General features: G+C 43.5%; 17 protein-coding genes. 15 read left to right on the top strand and 2 right to left on the bottom strand.

The window, feature by feature from the left end:
- Window positions 1-213 precede the first annotated feature (213 nt).
- The 5 genes from ASU00_RS02855 (at window position 214) to ASU00_RS02875 (ending at window position 3417) form a co-directional block, all read left to right on the top strand.
- On the top strand, window positions 214-1050 hold the full coding sequence (locus tag ASU00_RS02855; protein WP_057911933.1) for a flagellar hook-basal body protein: 837 nt from the start codon (window positions 214-216) through the stop codon (window positions 1048-1050).
- Between the two features lie 55 nt (window positions 1051-1105).
- Window positions 1106-1954 carry a flagellar hook-basal body protein gene (locus ASU00_RS02860; RefSeq protein WP_057911934.1) on the top strand — a complete coding sequence of 283 codons (849 nt, stop codon included), beginning with the start codon at window positions 1106-1108 and terminating at the stop codon, window positions 1952-1954.
- Window positions 1955-2127: 173 nt separating this feature from the next.
- Window positions 2128-2382, top strand: coding sequence for a DNA-directed RNA polymerase subunit beta (locus tag ASU00_RS02865; protein ID WP_057911935.1), 255 nt, complete (start codon window positions 2128-2130; stop codon window positions 2380-2382).
- A gap of 121 nt (window positions 2383-2503) precedes the next feature.
- Complete coding sequence (gene fabZ, locus ASU00_RS02870; protein ID WP_057911936.1) at window positions 2504-2932, top strand: 3-hydroxyacyl-ACP dehydratase FabZ; 429 nt, start codon at window positions 2504-2506, stop codon at window positions 2930-2932.
- A 212-nt stretch (window positions 2933-3144) separates the two neighbouring features.
- Entirely contained in the window at window positions 3145-3417 is a 273-nt protein-coding gene (locus ASU00_RS02875) for a hypothetical protein (RefSeq protein ID WP_057911937.1), read from the top strand.
- 110 nt (window positions 3418-3527) lie between these two features.
- Here the strand turns inward: ASU00_RS02875 and ASU00_RS02880 are convergent, their stop codons facing one another.
- Window positions 3528-3962: a YwpF family protein gene (locus ASU00_RS02880; RefSeq protein WP_057911938.1), complete on the bottom strand. Its 435-nt coding sequence runs from the start codon at window positions 3960-3962 to the stop codon at window positions 3528-3530.
- 356 nt (window positions 3963-4318) lie between these two features.
- Here ASU00_RS02880 and ssb point away from each other — a divergent pair, with 356 nt between their 5' ends.
- The 9 genes from ssb to ASU00_RS02925 all read left to right on the top strand — a co-directional run bounded on the left by ssb (window position 4319) and on the right by ASU00_RS02925 (window position 15873).
- Window positions 4319-4681, top strand: coding sequence for a single-stranded DNA-binding protein (gene ssb / locus ASU00_RS02885; RefSeq protein ID WP_057911939.1), 363 nt, complete (start codon window positions 4319-4321; stop codon window positions 4679-4681).
- Window positions 4682-4701: 20 nt separating this feature from the next.
- Window positions 4702-5004 (top strand): hypothetical protein, encoded by a 303-nt coding sequence (locus ASU00_RS02890; protein ID WP_057911940.1) that lies wholly within the window; start codon window positions 4702-4704, stop codon window positions 5002-5004.
- A gap of 285 nt (window positions 5005-5289) precedes the next feature.
- Window positions 5290-6294 carry an ABC transporter ATP-binding protein gene (locus ASU00_RS02895; RefSeq protein ID WP_057911941.1) on the top strand — a complete coding sequence of 335 codons (1005 nt, stop codon included), beginning with the start codon at window positions 5290-5292 and terminating at the stop codon, window positions 6292-6294.
- On the top strand, window positions 6275-7243 hold the full coding sequence (locus tag ASU00_RS02900) for an ABC transporter ATP-binding protein (protein WP_057911942.1): 969 nt from the start codon (window positions 6275-6277) through the stop codon (window positions 7241-7243). The genes ASU00_RS02895 and ASU00_RS02900 overlap by 20 nt, the downstream gene beginning before the upstream one ends.
- Window positions 7244-7280: 37 nt before the next feature.
- Window positions 7281-8903: an ABC transporter substrate-binding protein gene (locus ASU00_RS02905; RefSeq protein WP_057911943.1), complete on the top strand. Its 1623-nt coding sequence runs from the start codon at window positions 7281-7283 to the stop codon at window positions 8901-8903.
- A gap of 114 nt (window positions 8904-9017) precedes the next feature.
- Window positions 9018-10022 carry an ABC transporter permease gene (locus ASU00_RS02910; RefSeq protein WP_057911944.1) on the top strand — a complete coding sequence of 335 codons (1005 nt, stop codon included), beginning with the start codon at window positions 9018-9020 and terminating at the stop codon, window positions 10020-10022.
- 12 nt (window positions 10023-10034) lie between these two features.
- Window positions 10035-10937 (top strand): ABC transporter permease, encoded by a 903-nt coding sequence (locus tag ASU00_RS02915; protein WP_057911945.1) that lies wholly within the window; start codon window positions 10035-10037, stop codon window positions 10935-10937.
- Between the two features lie 209 nt (window positions 10938-11146).
- On the top strand, window positions 11147-14881 hold the full coding sequence (locus ASU00_RS02920) for a S8 family serine peptidase (RefSeq protein WP_236712574.1): 3735 nt from the start codon (window positions 11147-11149) through the stop codon (window positions 14879-14881).
- 593 nt (window positions 14882-15474) lie between these two features.
- Window positions 15475-15873, top strand: coding sequence for a hypothetical protein (locus ASU00_RS02925; RefSeq protein ID WP_057911946.1), 399 nt, complete (start codon window positions 15475-15477; stop codon window positions 15871-15873).
- Window positions 15874-15983: 110 nt separating this feature from the next.
- Here the strand turns inward: ASU00_RS02925 and ASU00_RS02930 are convergent, their stop codons facing one another.
- The gene (locus ASU00_RS02930) at window positions 15984-17489 is read right to left on the bottom strand and encodes an aminotransferase-like domain-containing protein (protein WP_330219511.1); all 1506 of its coding nucleotides are present in this window, start codon (window positions 17487-17489) and stop codon (window positions 15984-15986) included.
- Between the two features lie 61 nt (window positions 17490-17550).
- Here ASU00_RS02930 and ASU00_RS02935 point away from each other — a divergent pair, with 61 nt between their 5' ends.
- A complete protein-coding gene (locus ASU00_RS02935; protein ID WP_057911947.1) occupies window positions 17551-18174 on the top strand; it encodes a LysE/ArgO family amino acid transporter in 624 nt (207 codons plus the stop codon).
- The last annotated feature ends 4 nt before the right edge of the window (window positions 18175-18178 follow it).

Raw genomic sequence — 18178 nt, forward strand, 5'->3', positions numbered from 1 at the left:
TGAGGCATAGTGAAAGTGCGTGCGGTTCTAGTACTGATGAGCAATAGGCCCTCTTCTTTTATTCGGGGATTTAACACCATTCCTTTACATCTGACCTAGCCAATACCACTTCTGCCTAAAGCTTTTCTTTTTTCCTTAAGATACTGATGTTCATGGCCGATAAGAAAGATATGAGAAAATGAACGTTTTTGTAAACAATGAGGAGTGAAGAAGATGCTAAGAGGGTTTTATACAGCGGCTTCCGGGATGATTACGCAGCAAAGGCGCACTGAATTACTCACAAATAATATGTCCAATGCAAATACAACCGGGTATAAAGCGGATCAAACGAGTGTAAGGTCTTTTCCGGAAATGCTTATCAGCAACATGGGTGGCAAAACGATTCCTACTGAGAATAAATTGGGCATCCCCGTATTTTCCCAGGTTGGAGCCCTTAGCACCGGCGTTTACGTACAAGAGGCAAACCCGTTATTCACCCAGGGTACATTGGAGGAAACAGGGCTTAATACCGATCTGGCCTTGGCTGATGAAAACCTGCCGATCAATGAAGAGCGACGGAAAGGGTCTGTGCTTTTTGCTGTCCAGGATGGGGATGGCGGGCTCCGGTATACGCGCAACGGCAGTTTTACCTTGGATGGGCAAGGATATTTAACTACCCCTTCAGGCTACTATGTCCTGAATGATAATAAGGAACCGATCAAGCTTGAGAGCGACCGGTTCACCGTCACGGATAGTGGTGCCATTTTAGAGGGAAATATTCAAACCGCACGACTGGGCATCGGTTATTCAATCGATCCATCTTCACAGCTGATGAAGGATGGGGAAGGCTTGTATCGGGCTGTGAACGATGAGGAACTACCTAGCGCATATGCGGCCTTAGAGGGTGGTTTTTCTACTAAGCAGGGCTTTCTTGAGGGATCTAATGTCGACCAATCGAGGACGATGACGGAAATGATGTCCGCATACCGTTCGTTTGAATCCAGTCAGAAGGTTCTTCAAGCCTATGATAAAAGTTTGGATAAAGCGGTCAATGAAGTTGGCAGGCTTTAAGCGAACATAAGTAGAAAAACGTCTCTGGAAATTTGAACATATAAGGGGAATATTCATGAATCGGACCATGATGACAGCGACAAATACGCTGAACCAACTTCAAAGCAAGATCGATCAAATAAGTAATAACATCGCCAATGTTGATACGACCGCCTACAAAAAGACTCAAACGAGCTTCAATGACCTATTGACACAGAGCTTCAATAATCAACCGAATGAGTCCAAGGAGAAAGGAAGGCTGACGGCACCGGGCATCCGGCAGGGAACGGGTGCTATGCTAAGTCAATCTCAATTGGTGCTTTCACAGGGAGCGATAAAGACGACAGACCGTAACCTTGATGCTGCATTGACTAAGGAAGGCCAATTCTTCACTGTGAGCGTTCAGGACGGCAAAGGGGTCAATACAAGGCTAACGCGGGATGGGGCATTTTACTTATCACCCAATGCGAATAATCCGGATCAAATGATGCTGGTTACCTCTGCCGGGCATCAAGTTCTTGATGAAAAGGGTAATCCAATTCTTATTGTCGGGAATATTACTAACATGAAGATTTCGGACAATGGAGTTCTGACGGTGGATACTGAAGAATATGGAAGTGAAAGCTTCGGACTCGGCATCGTCTCGGTCAAGAAACCGCAATTCCTTGACCGGCTAGGCGGGAACTTACTTGGACTGCCCGAAAACATCAATAACCTAGGTGTAACCGTAGACGATATCATGACTTCACTAACAGGTGACTCCCGGGATCAAATAGCTGTCCGTCAAGGTGCACTCGAATCCTCTAATGTGGACTTATCAAAAGAAATGTCGGATTTGATCAATGTTCAGCGATCCTATCAGTTTCAATCCCGGTCCATCACGATGGCAGACCAAATGGGTGGTTTAATCAATGGGATCCGCTAAGATATCCCGATATTAAATGTCATCCTGCGGATTTTAAGCAAATCGGTTATAATGGATTCATAACAAAAGGAATCTTTAATGCCTATCCATTTGCATAGTAAGCCGAATTTTTGGAGTATGGGGAAAATAAGTCGGCGAGTTTTCTAAAAGAAAAAGGAGCTTTCACATTCTATATGGAACAAAATCGTGTAATGAGACAACAATTTGAAGAAGAGGTAAAGGAAGCCGAGACGAAACCGAATCGCAGAATCAAGGTACGTCTTATGCCAATTTGGCTTCGTTTACTCATTGTTATTGGCTTGATAATCATTGCTGTATTATCAGGGGCACTTTTAGGATACAGTGTCATTGGGGGAGGACATGCCTTGGATGTTTTCCAAAAATCAACATGGACCCATATTATTGATATAGTGAACAAGGGTGCATAATGCTTTGTCTTATGAAGCAGTTGCCGTCGGTTTTCGATGTATAGTACATGGCAACTACGCCTCTGTCTTCAAGGCAGGGGCACGTCTACGTTATTGAAAAAAAGCTCAGGAGGAAAAAAATATGCTTGATATCACGCAAATAAAAGAAATCATTCCGCATCGCTACCCATTTTTATTAGTCGATCGGATTATCGAGATAGATGAGGGGAAAAGAGCGGTTGGGTTGAAGAATGTTTCTGCCAATGAAGAATTCTTTAATGGCCATTTCCCTGATTATCCAGTTATGCCAGGGGTATTAATCGTCGAAGCTTTGGCACAGGTCGGTGCTGTAGCCGTATTGAAACAAGAGGAATATAAAGGACGGCTTGCATTTTTTGCAGGAATCGATAGCTGTCGCTTTAAAAAGCAAGTGAAACCGGGCGATCAACTTCGTCTGGAAGTCGAAATAGTGCGGATGAGAGGATCAATGGGCAAGGGGAAAGCTGTCGCAACTGTAGATGGCGAGATAGCATGTGAAGCCGAAATCATGTTTGCCTTTGGTGACAAATAATATCCACCCTTTTTAATTGCTTTATGAATGCAAACTGAATAGCAACTTTTTTTATTCACCCTTTGAATGCCGGATGTTGTATGTCCGGCATTATTTTTATGTCTGATTTCGGTAATCGGACATTTTCTTTTTTAAATTTTAAATAGGACGCAAGTTATTTTCACATTCGGGCAAAATAGCTAATGATTAAGAAAGAAGGGAGGTTGCCAAAAATGATGAAGAGCAGAATTTTAGCACTAATTGGGGGATCTTTATTATCCTTAATGTTCCTTGCAGGATGTGGAACGAATGATAATGATAACAATCCCGCTCCAGAAGATGATAACAACATCATGGAAGATAATAACAATGACGTAAATGATAACGACGGCGGTACAGATGATAACGACATGAATGATATGAATAAAGATGATGATGGAATGATGGATAATAACGACGCTGATGACTTAATCGAAGATGACAAGAAAGAAAACAACAATAAGTAATTAGCTGAAAAAATGATAAAAGACTAGCATCGTGAAGAAAAGGATGATCATCCTTTTTAATCTATGCTAGTCTTTTTTATATTCGGTTAGGGGGATCATGGATAGCATATTTACTTATTCGTGGCCAGTTTAGGCTTCGAGCGGATTTTTTGTTTGAATTGATTTATTAATTCATCACCGACTAGACCTTCTTGGACCAAATCTTCAAGCAGAAGTTCTGCATATTTGCTGCGCGTTTTTTGAATGTGACCTACGAATAGGAGGCTATAATGGTTCCCCACTTTTCTTATGGTGCGTAGGACAGTTTGAAACAAAGCAGGTTCATTGTCCTTTTTGGTGATGACGGCCTGAATATAGACCTCTCCATCTATATCGGGAAGAGAGGGTTCAAGTTCTTTGAAGTGATTTTCTTCGACAAACGCTTCCATTAGCCATGTGTTGGCATCGTTTTCTTTATTTATTATCAGCCCGTCTGTTAATGCAATATCAATCAAGTGTAAATTCTCAGTAACAATTTGCAACGAGATTAATTTAAATGATTTCATCTAACTCCTCCGTTTCTTGCCAAAAGAGCGGTATATACCCCTCTCATACGTGTTTTTTTCATTTATCCTCTTGATAATCCTTTTAAAGGTAATTATATCATACTAAAAAACTGCTCCTTAATGAAATGAAAATCCAGCAATTGTCTAAATTATGAATGAAAGTTTAAAACTTTGCAAAATATTTAAATTCGTTAACTATTCTGTTATTAACGGTTTTGGAAGGAGAAAATTGCTTTTTAACCTGTTCAAAACAATTTTCAAGAAGGAAAGTGCTGAAATAAGTCCATTTCCGTCATTTTTTTATTGATTGAAGAACGAGTATGATTAAAGCATCTTAAAGGGAGAGGAGAGAAAAGATGATCAACCAAGTAACTCTTGTCGGCAGGCTTACAAAGGACCCTGTGTTAAAATACACTCCCGATGGCAAGGCCGTATCCAATGTTACGCTAGCGGTCAACCGGAATTTCCGGAATACGGTCGGTGACTACGAAGCGGACTTCGTACAGTGTATTTTATGGAAAAAGGCAGCTGAAAATACTGCCCAGTATTGTAAAAAAGGGACATTGATCGGCATCACGGGCAGAATACAAACGAGGAGATACGAGAACCAAGACGGCAAAAACATATACGTAACTGAAGTGGTCGCCGAAAGGGTCCAATTTCTGGGACCTAAACAGCAGGATGTAAAGCCAAAGGATTTCGAACATATAGGCCTATAGGCGTACTGGAGGTTTAGCAAATGAGCGAAGAGTGTAGGTTTTGCCTTGAGGGTGAAGACTCTCTATCTAAATTCATGCAGGATAATAAGCAAATGGAAGAACGTCTCAGTGTTTTGATTGGCCTTATGGCAAAGAATCATGTGAGAACTTGGGATAATGAATATGAATTAGGACAGGTTAAATCGATGCTTATTGAATTGGAATTACAAAACAAGTATTTATATGACCATAATGAAAAATTAATGAAACGGATATCAGCTCTTGAAAAGGGTGCAGGATATTTAAATGAAAGAAAGAAACTCCGCGAAGCTGGCTCACGATAGTGACCTTCAACCCTCCCTTGAATCCCCTATAGCTAACATAAGCTTTTCCCCGCTTGATCCTTCGGTTTACCTCCTCCTGGAATCAAATTATTTGATTCGCCTTCTTTTAATGACTGCAAAAGCAGTCTTTTTTTTGTGTGCCAAAATACACATTTATCTAGAAAACAAAAAAATAATTCTGTTAAATTAGAATTTTTAGAAAACATATTGTAAAGTTTTAATTTTGATGCAATAATATACCAAATAGTATAACTGGTAAAAAAGTTATATATAGGAAGTGATGTAATGGACAAACCAATTATTAAGGTGAATGGGCTGAGAACCAGTTTTCGTACGGACGATGGGGTGATCCCGGTTGTAAATTCAATCGATTTTCACGTCAATCCCGGTGAAGTGTTAGGGATTGTAGGGGAGTCTGGGTGCGGAAAAAGCGTAACTTCTTTGTCCATCATGGGACTGGTTTCTTCGCCGACGGGCAAGGTGGAAGGAGAAATCCTTTTTAATGGTGAGAATATCGCGAATGCCTCTGAAGCGAAAATGAGAAAGATTCGCGGGAATGACATTGCGATGATATTCCAGGAACCGATGACAAGCCTGAATCCTGTGTTCACGATCGGCGACCAGCTGGTGGAAACACTTCGGATACATAAGAAGTGGAGCAAAAAACAGGCCAGGCTTAGAGCTGTAGAAATGCTGAAGCTGGTTGGGCTTGGCCGTGCCGAAGAACTGATCGATGAATATCCGCATCAGCTTTCAGGCGGAATGAGACAGAGGGTCATGATTGCCATGGCCATGATCTGTGAGCCTAAGCTTCTTATAGCGGATGAACCGACAACGGCTTTGGATGTGACGATTCAAGCGCAGATACTGGAGTTAATGAAGAACTTAAATAAAGAAACGGATACGGCGATCATGATGATCACGCATGATCTTGGGGTTGTGGCGCAAATGTGTGAACGGGTCATTGTCATGTATGCAGGCAAGGTGATAGAGGAAGGAAATGTGCAAACGATTTTCCAAAACCCAAAACATCCCTATACGGTAGGATTGCTTCAATCGATACCGGATATGCGGATTAAGAAAGAGCGCCTTTACTCGATTCCCGGTAATGTTCCGAAACCGGGGACAAGCAACCTTGGATGCCAGTTTGCGCCGCGCTGCTCCCATGCCATGGAGCAATGCATGAATGAGGCCCCGTCTCTATTGGGTCTTGGCGAAGGGCAGTCTGTTCGCTGCTGGTTGTATGAAGATGGGAAGGGAGTAGCCATCCATGAATCAAACATTGGTTAAAGTGGAAAACCTTAAGAAGCATTTTCCGATTAAGGGCGGCGTTCTAGGAAAGACCGTCGGAGAAGTCAAGGCCGTAGATGGCTTGTCATTTTCCATCTATAAAGGGGAAACACTGGGGCTTGTCGGTGAAAGCGGTTGCGGGAAATCTACAACGGGAAGATTACTGCTTCAATTGCTCGAGCCTAGTGAGGGAAATGTTTACTTCGAAGGGAAGGACTTGACCACTTTGTCTTCGCGGGAAATGAGAAAAATGCGCCGTGAAATGCAAATGGTCTTCCAGGATCCATTCGCTTCACTCAATCCAAGGCATACGGTCGAAAGGATCTTGGAAGAGCCCCTCATCGTTCATGGGGTTAAAGATAAAAAGGTCCGTAAAGCCCGTGTTCAGGAGTTACTCAAGGTTGTCGGCTTAAGCGGTTACCATGCGAAAAGGTATCCGCACCAATTCAGTGGGGGCCAGCGGCAGCGCATTGGCATCGCGAGGGCACTCGCCGTCAACCCTAAGCTGATCATTGCCGATGAGCCAGTATCTGCACTCGATGTGTCGATCCAGGCCCAGGTCTTGAATCTGTTGCAGGATTTACAGGAGCAGTACGATCTGACTTATCTTTTCATTGCCCATGATCTTGGGGTGGTGAGGCATATCTCTGACCGTGTCGGTGTCATGTATCTTGGACATATCGTTGAATTGACGGAGAGTGAGGAACTGTATGAAGATCCCCTTCACCCTTATACCCAAGCTTTATTATCAGCCGTGCCGATTCCCGATGTGGAGTATAAAGGGGATAGGGTGATCCTGCAAGGCGATGTTCCAAGCCCATCGAACCCTCCTAGCGGCTGTCCGTTCCATACGAGGTGCCCGAAAGCGATGGTAGAGTGCAAATCGGTAAAGCCGATTCTGCATGAGCATAAACCTGGTCACTACGTTGCTTGTCACTTATACAACTGACACACGGCGTATACATAAATTCGTAAAAATAAGGGGGATGAAAATGAAGAGAACATTAGCTTTATTGTTGACTGGTATCCTTGCTCTTTCACTGGCACTTGCGGGTTGCTCCGCGTCCACATCAAAAGACAAAGATGAGGGCAAAGGGGGTTCGGGTGATGCGAAAGGCGGTACTTTGATTTATGGGAAAGGCGGAGATGCCGTCGGTCTTGACCCAGCCGTCGTAACCGATGGGGAATCATTCATCGTCACACAACAGATTTTTGAAACGCTTGTGAAATATGGGGAAAATGATACGGAAATAAATTCTGGACTTGCTGAATCATGGGAAGTTTCTGATGACGCAAAGACATACACATTCAAATTGAAAACAGGCATCAAGTTTCATGATGGTACGGATTTCAATGCAGATGCGGTCGTGAAAAACTTTCAACGCTGGGCAAAGAGTAAGGATGAAGCGAAATTTGCTTACTATGCGTCCATGTTCGGAGGATTTGAAGGAGATGAAGGCCATGTCATCAAGGAAGTGAAAGCAATTGATGATAGCACGGTGGAGTTCACTTTGAACCGTCCGCAGGCACCGTTCTTGAAAAACCTTGCTATGCCTACATTTGCAATAGCCAGTCCGACTGGATTTGAAAAAGAGGGAGATAACTTCACGAAGAATCCATCTGGAACAGGTCCTTTCAAATTCAAAGCATGGAAGCCTGGCGATACGATCGAAGTCGTGAAAAACGATGACTATTGGCAAGATGGACTGCCGAAGCTTGATGGAATCACATTTAAAGTCATCAAAGATAACTCTGCACGTCTAAATGCGGCAATTAAGGGCGAAATCGACCTAATGGACGGGTTGAACCCAAGTGATATCAGCAAAGTGACGGGAGATGACAAACTGCAATCATTTGAGCGTCCATCCATGAATGTCGGCTACTTTGCATTCAATGTTGAGAAAGCACCATTCGACAAAAAGGAAGTACGCCAAGCTATCTCACACTTAATCAACAAAAAAGATATCATTGATAACTTTTTCGAAGGCACAGCGGAGCCTGCTAAAAATCCAATGCCGCCATCCGTTTCTGGATACAATGACAACGTTGAAGACTATGACTATGATGTAGAAAAAGCGAAGAAATTACTTAAAGAAGCTGGACTTGAAGATGGGTTCAAAATGGACCTCTGGGCCATGCCGGTACCACGTCCATATATGCCGGATGGTCAAAAGGTAGCTGAAGCGATCCAAGCAAGCTTAAAACAAGTAGGCATCGAAGCGAATATCGTTTCATACGAATGGGCTGCCTATTTGGAGAAAGTGCAGGCTGGTGAAGCTCAATCGTTCATGCTAGGCTGGACAGGCGATAATGGGGATGCAGATAACTTCCTTTATACATTATTGGATAAAGATAATATCGGCTCTAACAATTATGCTCGTTATGCAAATGATGAAGTGCATGATCTGTTGATCGAGGCCCAGTCCACCGCAAATGAAGACAAGCGTAATGAGTTATATGGAAAAGCTCAGGAAATCATCCATGATGAAGCACCATGGGTTCCACTTGTCCACTCTTTACCGCAGCTGGCCGGAACAAAGGCAGTCAAAGGGTTTGTTCCGCATCCAACGGGCTCACAATCTCTTGTAAACGTTTCTCTAGAAAATTAACCGTACGAACCGGGTAGTATGGGATCCTGCATGCTTCCCGGTTTTGTTATGGAATGCAGTTCAAAATGATCGAGGGAGCTTCATGGCCCCTTATGTAAAAGGCGGGTGATTGTTTTGTTTTCCTATACCGTACGACGTTTAGGATCTCTCATTCCAGTACTGCTAGGAATGGCATTTATAGTATTCATGATGATTCGGGCGATTCCTGGTAATCCAGCACAGGTGATCCTAGGACAGCAAGCAACAAAAGAGGCAGTTGCAGCAATGACAAAAGAACTTGGTTTGGACAAGCCTTGGTTCATTCAATTTTGGGATTACTTATCAGGCCTATTACAAGGTGACCTTGGAGTATCGTTAAAAACGAATAGTCCGGTATCGGAAGAAATTGGGCCATACTTAATGGCCACAGTCGAGCTAGCGTTAATTGCCATGATCATCGCTGTCGTCATTGGTGTAAATGCCGGAATCATCTCGGCCTGGTTCCAAAACTCCTGGTTTGACTATGTAGCGATGGTAATTGCGTTGGTAGGCTTGTCCATGCCGATATTTTGGCTTGGATTGATGGAGCAATACATCGTTTCCATTCAATGGGACTTACTTCCGACTACAGGCAGGGATAATATCAGGGATCCCGTCGAGGCCATAACCGGCCTTTACTTGATCGATACGCTCATTACTGGCAGGGTTGATCAGTTTTTTGAGGTAATCAGGCATCTCATTTTGCCGGGGGTTGCGCTTGCGACCATTCCGATGGCGATCATTGCAAGGATGACTCGTTCATCCATGCTCGAAGTCATGAGGTCGGATTTCATTCGCACAGCCCGTGCTAAAGGGATGAGAATGTTTTGGGTCGTATACAAGCATTCCTTGAAAAATGCTTTAATTCCAGTGGTGACGGTCATTGGCCTGCAGACTGGCTTGCTTTTGGGCGGCGCCATTTTAACGGAAAACATTTTTGGCTGGCCAGGTATCGGTACATATATTTATGATGCAATCTTATCCAGGGATTATCCGGTCATACAGTCCGGGATTCTTGTCATTGCCTTTTTGTTCGTCATGATCAATTTAATTGTGGATTTGCTGTATGCAGCGATCGATCCTAGGATCAAGTATAAATAGGGAGGGAAACTCATGCCTGAAATTGCAACGAATACATCGCCAATCCTTCCTCCCAAGGAGGCAGAGGATAAAGTCATCTCTCCCTGGAAGGAAGGGTGGAAGAGCTTTAGGAAGAATAAGGTGGCCCTAGTCGGTTTAGGGATCGTTTTATTTTTCATCTTGATCGCCATCTTCGCCCCCCTCATTGCACCGTATTCATTTGAAGGGCAAAAGCTAAGTGATAAACATTTGGCGCCCTCTGCAGAACATTGGTTTGGAACGGATGAATTTGGCCGTGATATTTTGAGTAGGGTCATTTATGGCGCGCGCATCTCAATCGGAGTCGGCTTTTTATCTGTAGCCGGGTCTGTCGTGGTCGGATCCTTCCTTGGAATCATCGCCGGCTATTATGGAAAGTGGATCGATACGCTCATTTCGAGGATCTTTGATATCATCTTGGCTTTTCCCAGTATCTTGCTTGCCATTGCGGTAGTAGCGGTCTTGGGACCTTCCCTCCGCAATGCCCTCATTGCCATTGCCATCGTCAATGTGCCGATATTCGGGCGGCTTTTACGCTCAAGGGTGTTAACGGTGAAAGAAGAGGAATATGTAACGGCTGCAAAGGCCATTGGGATGGGAGATGGCCGGATCCTCCTGCATCACGTCCTGCCGAATAGCCTTGCGCCGATTATCGTGCAGGGGACACTGGCAATTGCCACTGCCATCATTGAATGTGCAGCACTCGGCTTCCTCGGTCTTGGGGCACAGCCACCAGCGCCAGAGTGGGGGAAAATGCTAGCCGATTCAAGATCTTTCATCATTCAGGCTCCATGGACGGTCCTTTTTCCTGGGCTAGCGATCATGCTTACGGTCCTAGGCTTCAATTTAATGGGTGATGGCCTGCGCGATGCTCTGGATCCACGGATGAAAAACTAAAGGTGATAAGGTGATGTTAGTTGTAACATCACCATCTTTTTGTTGTTTGTGTTGTAAATCTATAAAAAAAGGAAAAATAATGATAATATCCTAGTTTCAAATAGGAAAATAGTGACTTTTATCTCTTAAAATCACCCCAAAAGTTGTGGTATTTTTATAATAAGTAATAAAATTCCAAATATTGATTATTTTAGAGGGGGAAAAGTTCATTGATTAAGCGTAGCTTGTCCATTCTAGCAATCTTTCTATTAGTATTTACTGCAAGCGTTTCCGCAGCTAAGCTTCCGGATTCACCGAGCGGCTCTGGTGAAGGGAAGAAGAATCAGCAAAGTAACCTGAAGTTGAAGCAAGATGATATAGGAAAGAATTATAAAAGTAACGAGAAGGTCAGGGTCATCGTAGAGATGAAGGAAGCGCCTGCGATTGATATAGCTTCCAAAGAAGGCAAGCTATTCAAACAGTTATCGAAAAGTAAGAAACAACAATTAAAGTCTGACAAGCTGGCTAACCAGAAGAAATTGAAAGCTAAGGTGAAAGATAAAAAAATAGCGTTCAAGGAACTTGAAAGCTTTACGACAGTAGTCAATGGGTTCAGCGGTGAAATTCAGTTTGGAGATATCCAAAAAGTGGAGGCCATGCCTGAAGTTGCTGAAGTACATATAGCGAATGAATATGAACGTCCGGTTGAAAAGCCCGAGATGATTTATAGTAAAGAGCTCGTCCAAGCCCAGGAAGCTTGGCGGGATCATGGTTATAAAGGGGAAGGAATGGTCATTGGAATCATTGATACGGGAATCGATCCATCACACCGTGATATGGTCCTGAACGAAGAGAATAAGGCAGAGCTTACTGAAAGTGAAATTAAAGCGATGAAGAAGTCTAGTCATCTATTAGGTAACTACTATACGCCTAAGGTGCCATATGGATACAATTACATGGATGAAAATGAAGAAATCCTTGATCTTGGTGAAGGGGCCTCCATGCATGGGATGCATGTCGCAGGAACGGCGGGCGCCAATGGAGATGAAGAGCATGGAGGGATTAAAGGGGTTGCACCTGAAGCCCAGCTGCTTGCTTTGAAAGTATTCGGGAATGATCCTGCCATGGAGTCAACATGGGGCGATATTTATATTAAGGCAATTGATGATGCCATCGTTCTTGGGGCAGATGTGATAAATATGAGCCTTGGCGCGACTGCAGGTTTTGTATCGGAGGAAGACCCTGAGCAGCAGGCGGTATCGAGAGCCGTTGATAATGGGATACTCATGTCGATTTCAGCCGGAAACTCGGCTCACTTTGGAAACGGATTTGCCAATCCATCAGCCTCGAACCCCGATATCGGCGTATCAGGCTCACCTGGTCTTGCTTATGACTCGGTGCAAGTGGCATCCGTCGAGAATAACTTTATGGATTTGGATGCGGCGACCTATAATTTTAACGGTCAAGAAGGAAAGGCACCGTTCATGTCGGCGTCAAGCGTACATCCCAATGCTTTAAAGGAAAAAACGCATGATTTGGTTGCGGCAGGAATCGGCACGCCAGAGGAGCTTGCAAAAGTTGATGTGAAGGGAAAGTTTGCCCTCATCGAGCGCGGCACGCTTTCTTTTATCGATAAGACTAAAAATGCCCAGGCAGCAGGAGCTGCAGGCGTGATCATTTATAACAATGCCGATGGATATATTTCAATGGCGACAGATGCAAGCATCACGATTCCCCAGCTGTTCATGTTGAAATCCGATGGAGCTAAGCTGAAAACGGCCTTAACCGCTGGAGAAAAGGTTAAAATCAGCTTCAATGGCGATAAAACAAAATCGGCAAACCCGGAAGCGGGAAAAATGAGCGCATTCAGTTCATGGGGCGTGGCACCGAATTTAGATTTCAAACCAGAAATCACTGCTCCGGGCGGGCAAATATACTCGACTTTGAACAACGATGAATATGGGATGTTGAGTGGTACCTCGATGGCGGCGCCACATGTAGCAGGCGGTTCTGCCCTTGTTCTGGGAAGAGTGGATAAAGACTTTAAATTAACAGGATTTGCCCGTGCCAAGTTGGCAAAGGACCTGATGATGAATACGTCAAGACCAGTGACGGATCAAGGTGTCGTCAATAAGGCATTTGGCTGGGAGAATCCATATTCACCCCGCAGGCAGGGCTCTGGAGTCATGCAGCTTGATTCTGCACTATCGACCCCGGCTGTCGTGACCGAGACACGGACGAAAGAAGCGAAGGTTGCCATGAAAGAGGTCGGCAATACGTTCGCATTTACCTTGAAGGTTGAAAACTTCAGCAACAAAGCAGTCAAATATGATGTAAAAGGAAATATCCAAACCGATTATGCCATCAAAGGTCAACTCGGTTATTCCGCTCATCAATTAGAAGCACAGGAAATTAAAGACGCTTCCATCAAAATCAATAATAAAGATACAAGCAACATAACCGTACCAGCGAAAAAATCAATTACGTTTGAAGTGAAAGTCGACATATCCAAAGCAAAAGTGCTTGGCGATGATCTCGAAACGCTTGTCGACATTAACAAGGTTTTCCCGAATGGATATTTTGTCGAAGGGTTCGTTACATTAAAGGATCCAACCGACACCAACCCGGAGCTGCACGTACCGTATGTTGGGTTTAAGGGAGAGTGGGATAAAGCACCGATCCTTGATGGAACGGTATATGATAAGAAGTCCTTCTACGGTATGGCAGGCGCAGCAACGACAGCAGGTAAAGAATTCAATTACTTAGGCTCCGACCCTGCAGGGGATACATTCAACAGCAAGCATATCGCGATTTCCCCGAATGGTGACGGGGCACAGGACGACTTCGTGCCGGTCCTATCATTCTTAAGGAACGCAAAAAAGGTAGAATACAGTATCTTGAATGGTGAAAACAAATCAGTCCGGAAACTTCGCACGGAGAATAATGTGCGTAAGGATTATTTTGATGGCGGCCTGGTAGCTAATTACTCCATAAACCCTGCCCGTAAATGGGATGGTAAGGTTAATAATTCATTGGCTAAAGATGGTGTCTATTATTTTGAAATTAAAGCGATAATAGATTACGAGGGTGCACAATGGCAGACGTTTAAAATGCCGGTCAGAATTGATACGGTAAAACCAACGGTAAGGATTTCGAAAAAGGGTAACGTGTTAACGATCCAAGGTAAAGATAATTTGAATGGTTCAGGAGTAGCTTATTATGATGTACAGATCGATGGAAAATCGATCCTGGAAAATCCGCTTCCGGGGACTTCGAAACAATTCACCCTGCCTGATCTAAGAGGGGACAAGGTTCAGGTGGTGGCAATTGACCATGCAGGCAATGAAAAAGCGGCTGAAACGGAATTAGCCACAGACACAGCACCAATCGATAATTATGCACCGGCTGTAAAGATTACAAGCCCTGAAACCTTAAGCGTGAGCAATAAAAGTAAAATCAAGATAACAGGGGAAATCGTGGAAGCCTCGGCAATCAAGGAATTTAAAATCGACAATCAAACGATCCCTGTAACATATAACAAAACGAGCAAAACGTATGGATTTTCTTTTGAAAAGAAATTGGGAGATGGCGTCCAAAGCCTGACGGTTAAAGCGACAGATAAATGGGATAACACGGTTTCGTTTAAACGGATTTTCATGGTTGATACAAAAAAACCAGGTTTAACGGTTAAAGGTGTGCCGGCAACTGTGGGCGTAAAAGCGAAAAACCCAAAAGTGGATGTGACGGTAGAGGATAATTTCGATGAGATCCGCCTTTACTTGAACGGAAGTGAAGTGTTTTATAATGAATTCAAGGAACCATACAAAATGCGTGCTTTTAAGAAGGAAATAAAGAAATTGGAGCTGCCGCTTAAATCGGGCAACAACAAGATTGAATTTAAAGTGACCGACCTTGCTGGAAATGAGTCGAAGAAGGAATATAACATTTTTAAAGTAAGGAAATAAATCCCATACTGTAGACAAACTCGGGTAATAATGGAGTTTGTCTACAGTTTTTTTTATTTTGATACTTGAACGTTTCATTTCACTGCAGGCGCTCCCTTTCCGCGGGCGGTCCTTGAGCCTCCTCGGCTTTTCAGCCTGCGGGGTCTCACGTAAACCGCATTTCCCGCAGGAGTGTCGCACCTTCCGTTTCATTCCACTGTTCGTGAAAACGAAGATGGCATTCCACTTGGCTCTAGTTTGTGGTGGTGTACCTAGACCGTTCCATTGCACTGCAGGCGCTCCCTTTCCGCGGTTGGTCGGAGAGCCTTCTCGGCTTTCAGCCTGCGGGGTCTCACGTAGACGCGCATTTCCCGCAGAAGTCTCGCACCTTTCATTTCAATCTATCATTCCTGCAATAAGTCGGAGAGAGGGATCCTATTATTTACAATCTTTTTTTTCACGGTAACAGATGCATGGAGCGGTTTTTTGATGTAGGTCCGTTTAATTTGTAAACGATTTATTGGGTATGATGAAAATATTTTTATAATCTAGCAGGTAATTCGCATGAGAAAAAAAGAATTAGGTATAAGGAATCATTAGGAAGGAGGATTTCTATGAATTATAAGCAAGGTTCGAGCAATGATGATGTTCCTGGAATTACAGTGAAATTCGAAAAAAGAGACAGTGATCCGGCTTCATTGGCAAGACCGAGTTTTTTTGATGCGCTTCAACATGTCAGTTCTCCATTTGAAAAAATGCCCCTCTCGGATTCAACATATCAAAATTATCCACTAAGCCAGTTAGTAACCCTTTCTTTTTTTGAAAATGGTGCTAGAACATCGATTAATTACGACCCGCATAAAGAATTGATTACGATTGAAGATAGTTCAGAAGAATATCATTTAAATAAAGGCGGGGGGATTCATGCCATTCTTGAGCACATCATGATCGATCACGGAAAACACCATTCTTTTTTCATCAGCAATTTAAGTGAGATGAATGTAAAAAAGTGAGCAATTCTTTAGCTAAACAAGAAGGCTGCCGTGGCAGCCTTTTCGTGACCCAATTAGTGAAGTGCAAACCTTAAGTCATTTTCACTTGCCCTCGATCGCCTTTCACATAATTAAATCAACCGCCGGATGATTTTTGAGAGGGTTCGAATCCCATAAGTTAGTTGTTCCTCAGATGCATATGAGTACGAGAGCCGAAGATGCGTATGGTTATTTGGTTCATATATGTACCCTGGATTGATGAGTAGGTGTTCCTTTATCGCTAGCTTGAAGAGGGTTGGATTTACAATCGGTTTGCATAATTCTAACCATATATAAAAACCCCCTTGAGGTATATGCCAGTTGGCGATTCCCTCAAAATATTGATTGAGAAGAGCTAATGTGAAATCCCTGCGTGCGATAAGTTCACGCCGCAGCCAATCTAAATGCTTCGAATAATCGCCCTGTGATAGCCATGTTGCTACAAGCTGCTGCGATAGTGCACTCGAGCCGTAGTCCATTTGCATTTTAATATCCGCCAAGCGTTCGATAACAGGCATCGGCCCAGCAATCCATCCGATGCGTAGCCCTGGGCTTAATGTTTTCGACATACTGCCAATGTGCAAGACCAGACCATCGACATCAAAGGATTTTAAGGGTGGCGGCGGTTCTTTTTCAAACCATAAATCACCGTAAACGTCGTCTTCAATAATTGGAACTTGTTCCTTTTTGCATAGAGATAGGAGATCTAGCCTTTCTTCTTTTGTCCATGTGTAATTGGTTGGGTTGTTAAACGTTGGAACCGTATAAAATAGTGATGCTTTCTGCTTTCCATTAATTCGCTTTATTTGTCTCGGGATAGTTTCCCTGCTTTGTTTTGATAAGCCTGTCAAATGCATGCCCGCTGATTGAAAGGGGTGAACCGAATTTATATAAGAAGGCGATTCATGTAAGATCAATGATCCTTTTTGAAGCAAGCCAACTGCAATCAATTGGAGTGCCTGAAGCCCTCCGGATACGACCATGAGCGAGCTCGGACTTACGGTTACTCCTTTTTCCTTTAAATGATCACTTATGCTTTGACGCAGTCTTTTATCACCCTTGGGATCGGAATATCCAAGTGAGTGTGCATCAAAAGCGGTGGAATGCATCGTTTGTTCAATTTTTTTTACTGGCAATAGTGTTGGTGAAAGCTCGCCGGTGCCCAATCTGATCATGGTAGTGTCTGCTTCATAGCGGTTGATGTCCTGAATCGTCTGTAAATTAGGTTCGTGCAGGCCATTGCGGACATAGTTTTTCCAATCGGTCTGCTTGCTTGCGACGAGCACGTTCCAAGTGTTGTTGGAAACGAATGTGCCGGACCCTACCTTCGTTTCCAAAAGTCCGTCTGCAATCAACTCATCTATAGCCGATATGATCGTACTTCGGTTTATGCCAAAAGAATCGGCCAATGAGCGTTGCGATGGAAGCTTGGTCGCCACTGGCCATTCTCCGCTTGTAATTTGTTCTTTCATCCAATTCACTATTTGCTGGTGAAGGGATAGGCTGGATTTCCGGCTTGGTCTCCATTCGATAATGATAAGAAAACACTCCTTTCCTGTTCGATTCATCATTAATTGGTTGGGTTGAATTCCTCTCAAATGGATGGTCAATTCCTTCGTTTTATTCATTATACTGAATGTGAGGGAGGAAGGTATTCGTATGGGACCATTTTTTCATGGATTGTTATTGGCATTAGGCCTGATCCTGCCATTAGGGGTGCAAAATGTATTTATTTTCAATCAAGGGGCAATCCAGCCGACCATAAAAAAAGCATTGCCTGCAACGATTACAGCTGCCATTTGTGATACAGCTCTCATTCTGTTGGCCATTTTCGGCGTTTCGTTAATTGTCATGCAATATGATTGGCTGCGTCTGGCATTACTCATTATTGGCGTCGTATTTCTATTGTTTATGGGTTTTCAGATTTGGTCTTCCGGTGCGAATCCACAGGCAGATGCTCATAGTAAGCCAATGTCCGCCAAAAAACAAATGGTATTTGCTTTATCGGTATCATTGCTGAATCCACACGCAATCTTGGATACGATCGGTGTCATCGGTTCAAGCTCGCTTGTTTATTCAGGAACGGATAAAGTGATTTTCACGATAACGTGCATCACGGTGTCATGGTGCTGGTTTCATGGACTATGTCTTGCAGGGCGAGTATTGAAAAAGGTTGATACTTCTGGAAAGTTTCTAAGGATGTTAAATAAGATTTCGGCAATCATCATCTGGATTACGGCTCTCTATATGATGAGTTCAACTTTTGAATCGATTTTCTCTTGAACTG

Source organism: Peribacillus muralis (genome assembly GCF_001439925.1).
Taxonomy (GTDB): Bacteria; Bacillota; Bacilli; order Bacillales; family DSM-1321; genus Peribacillus; species Peribacillus muralis.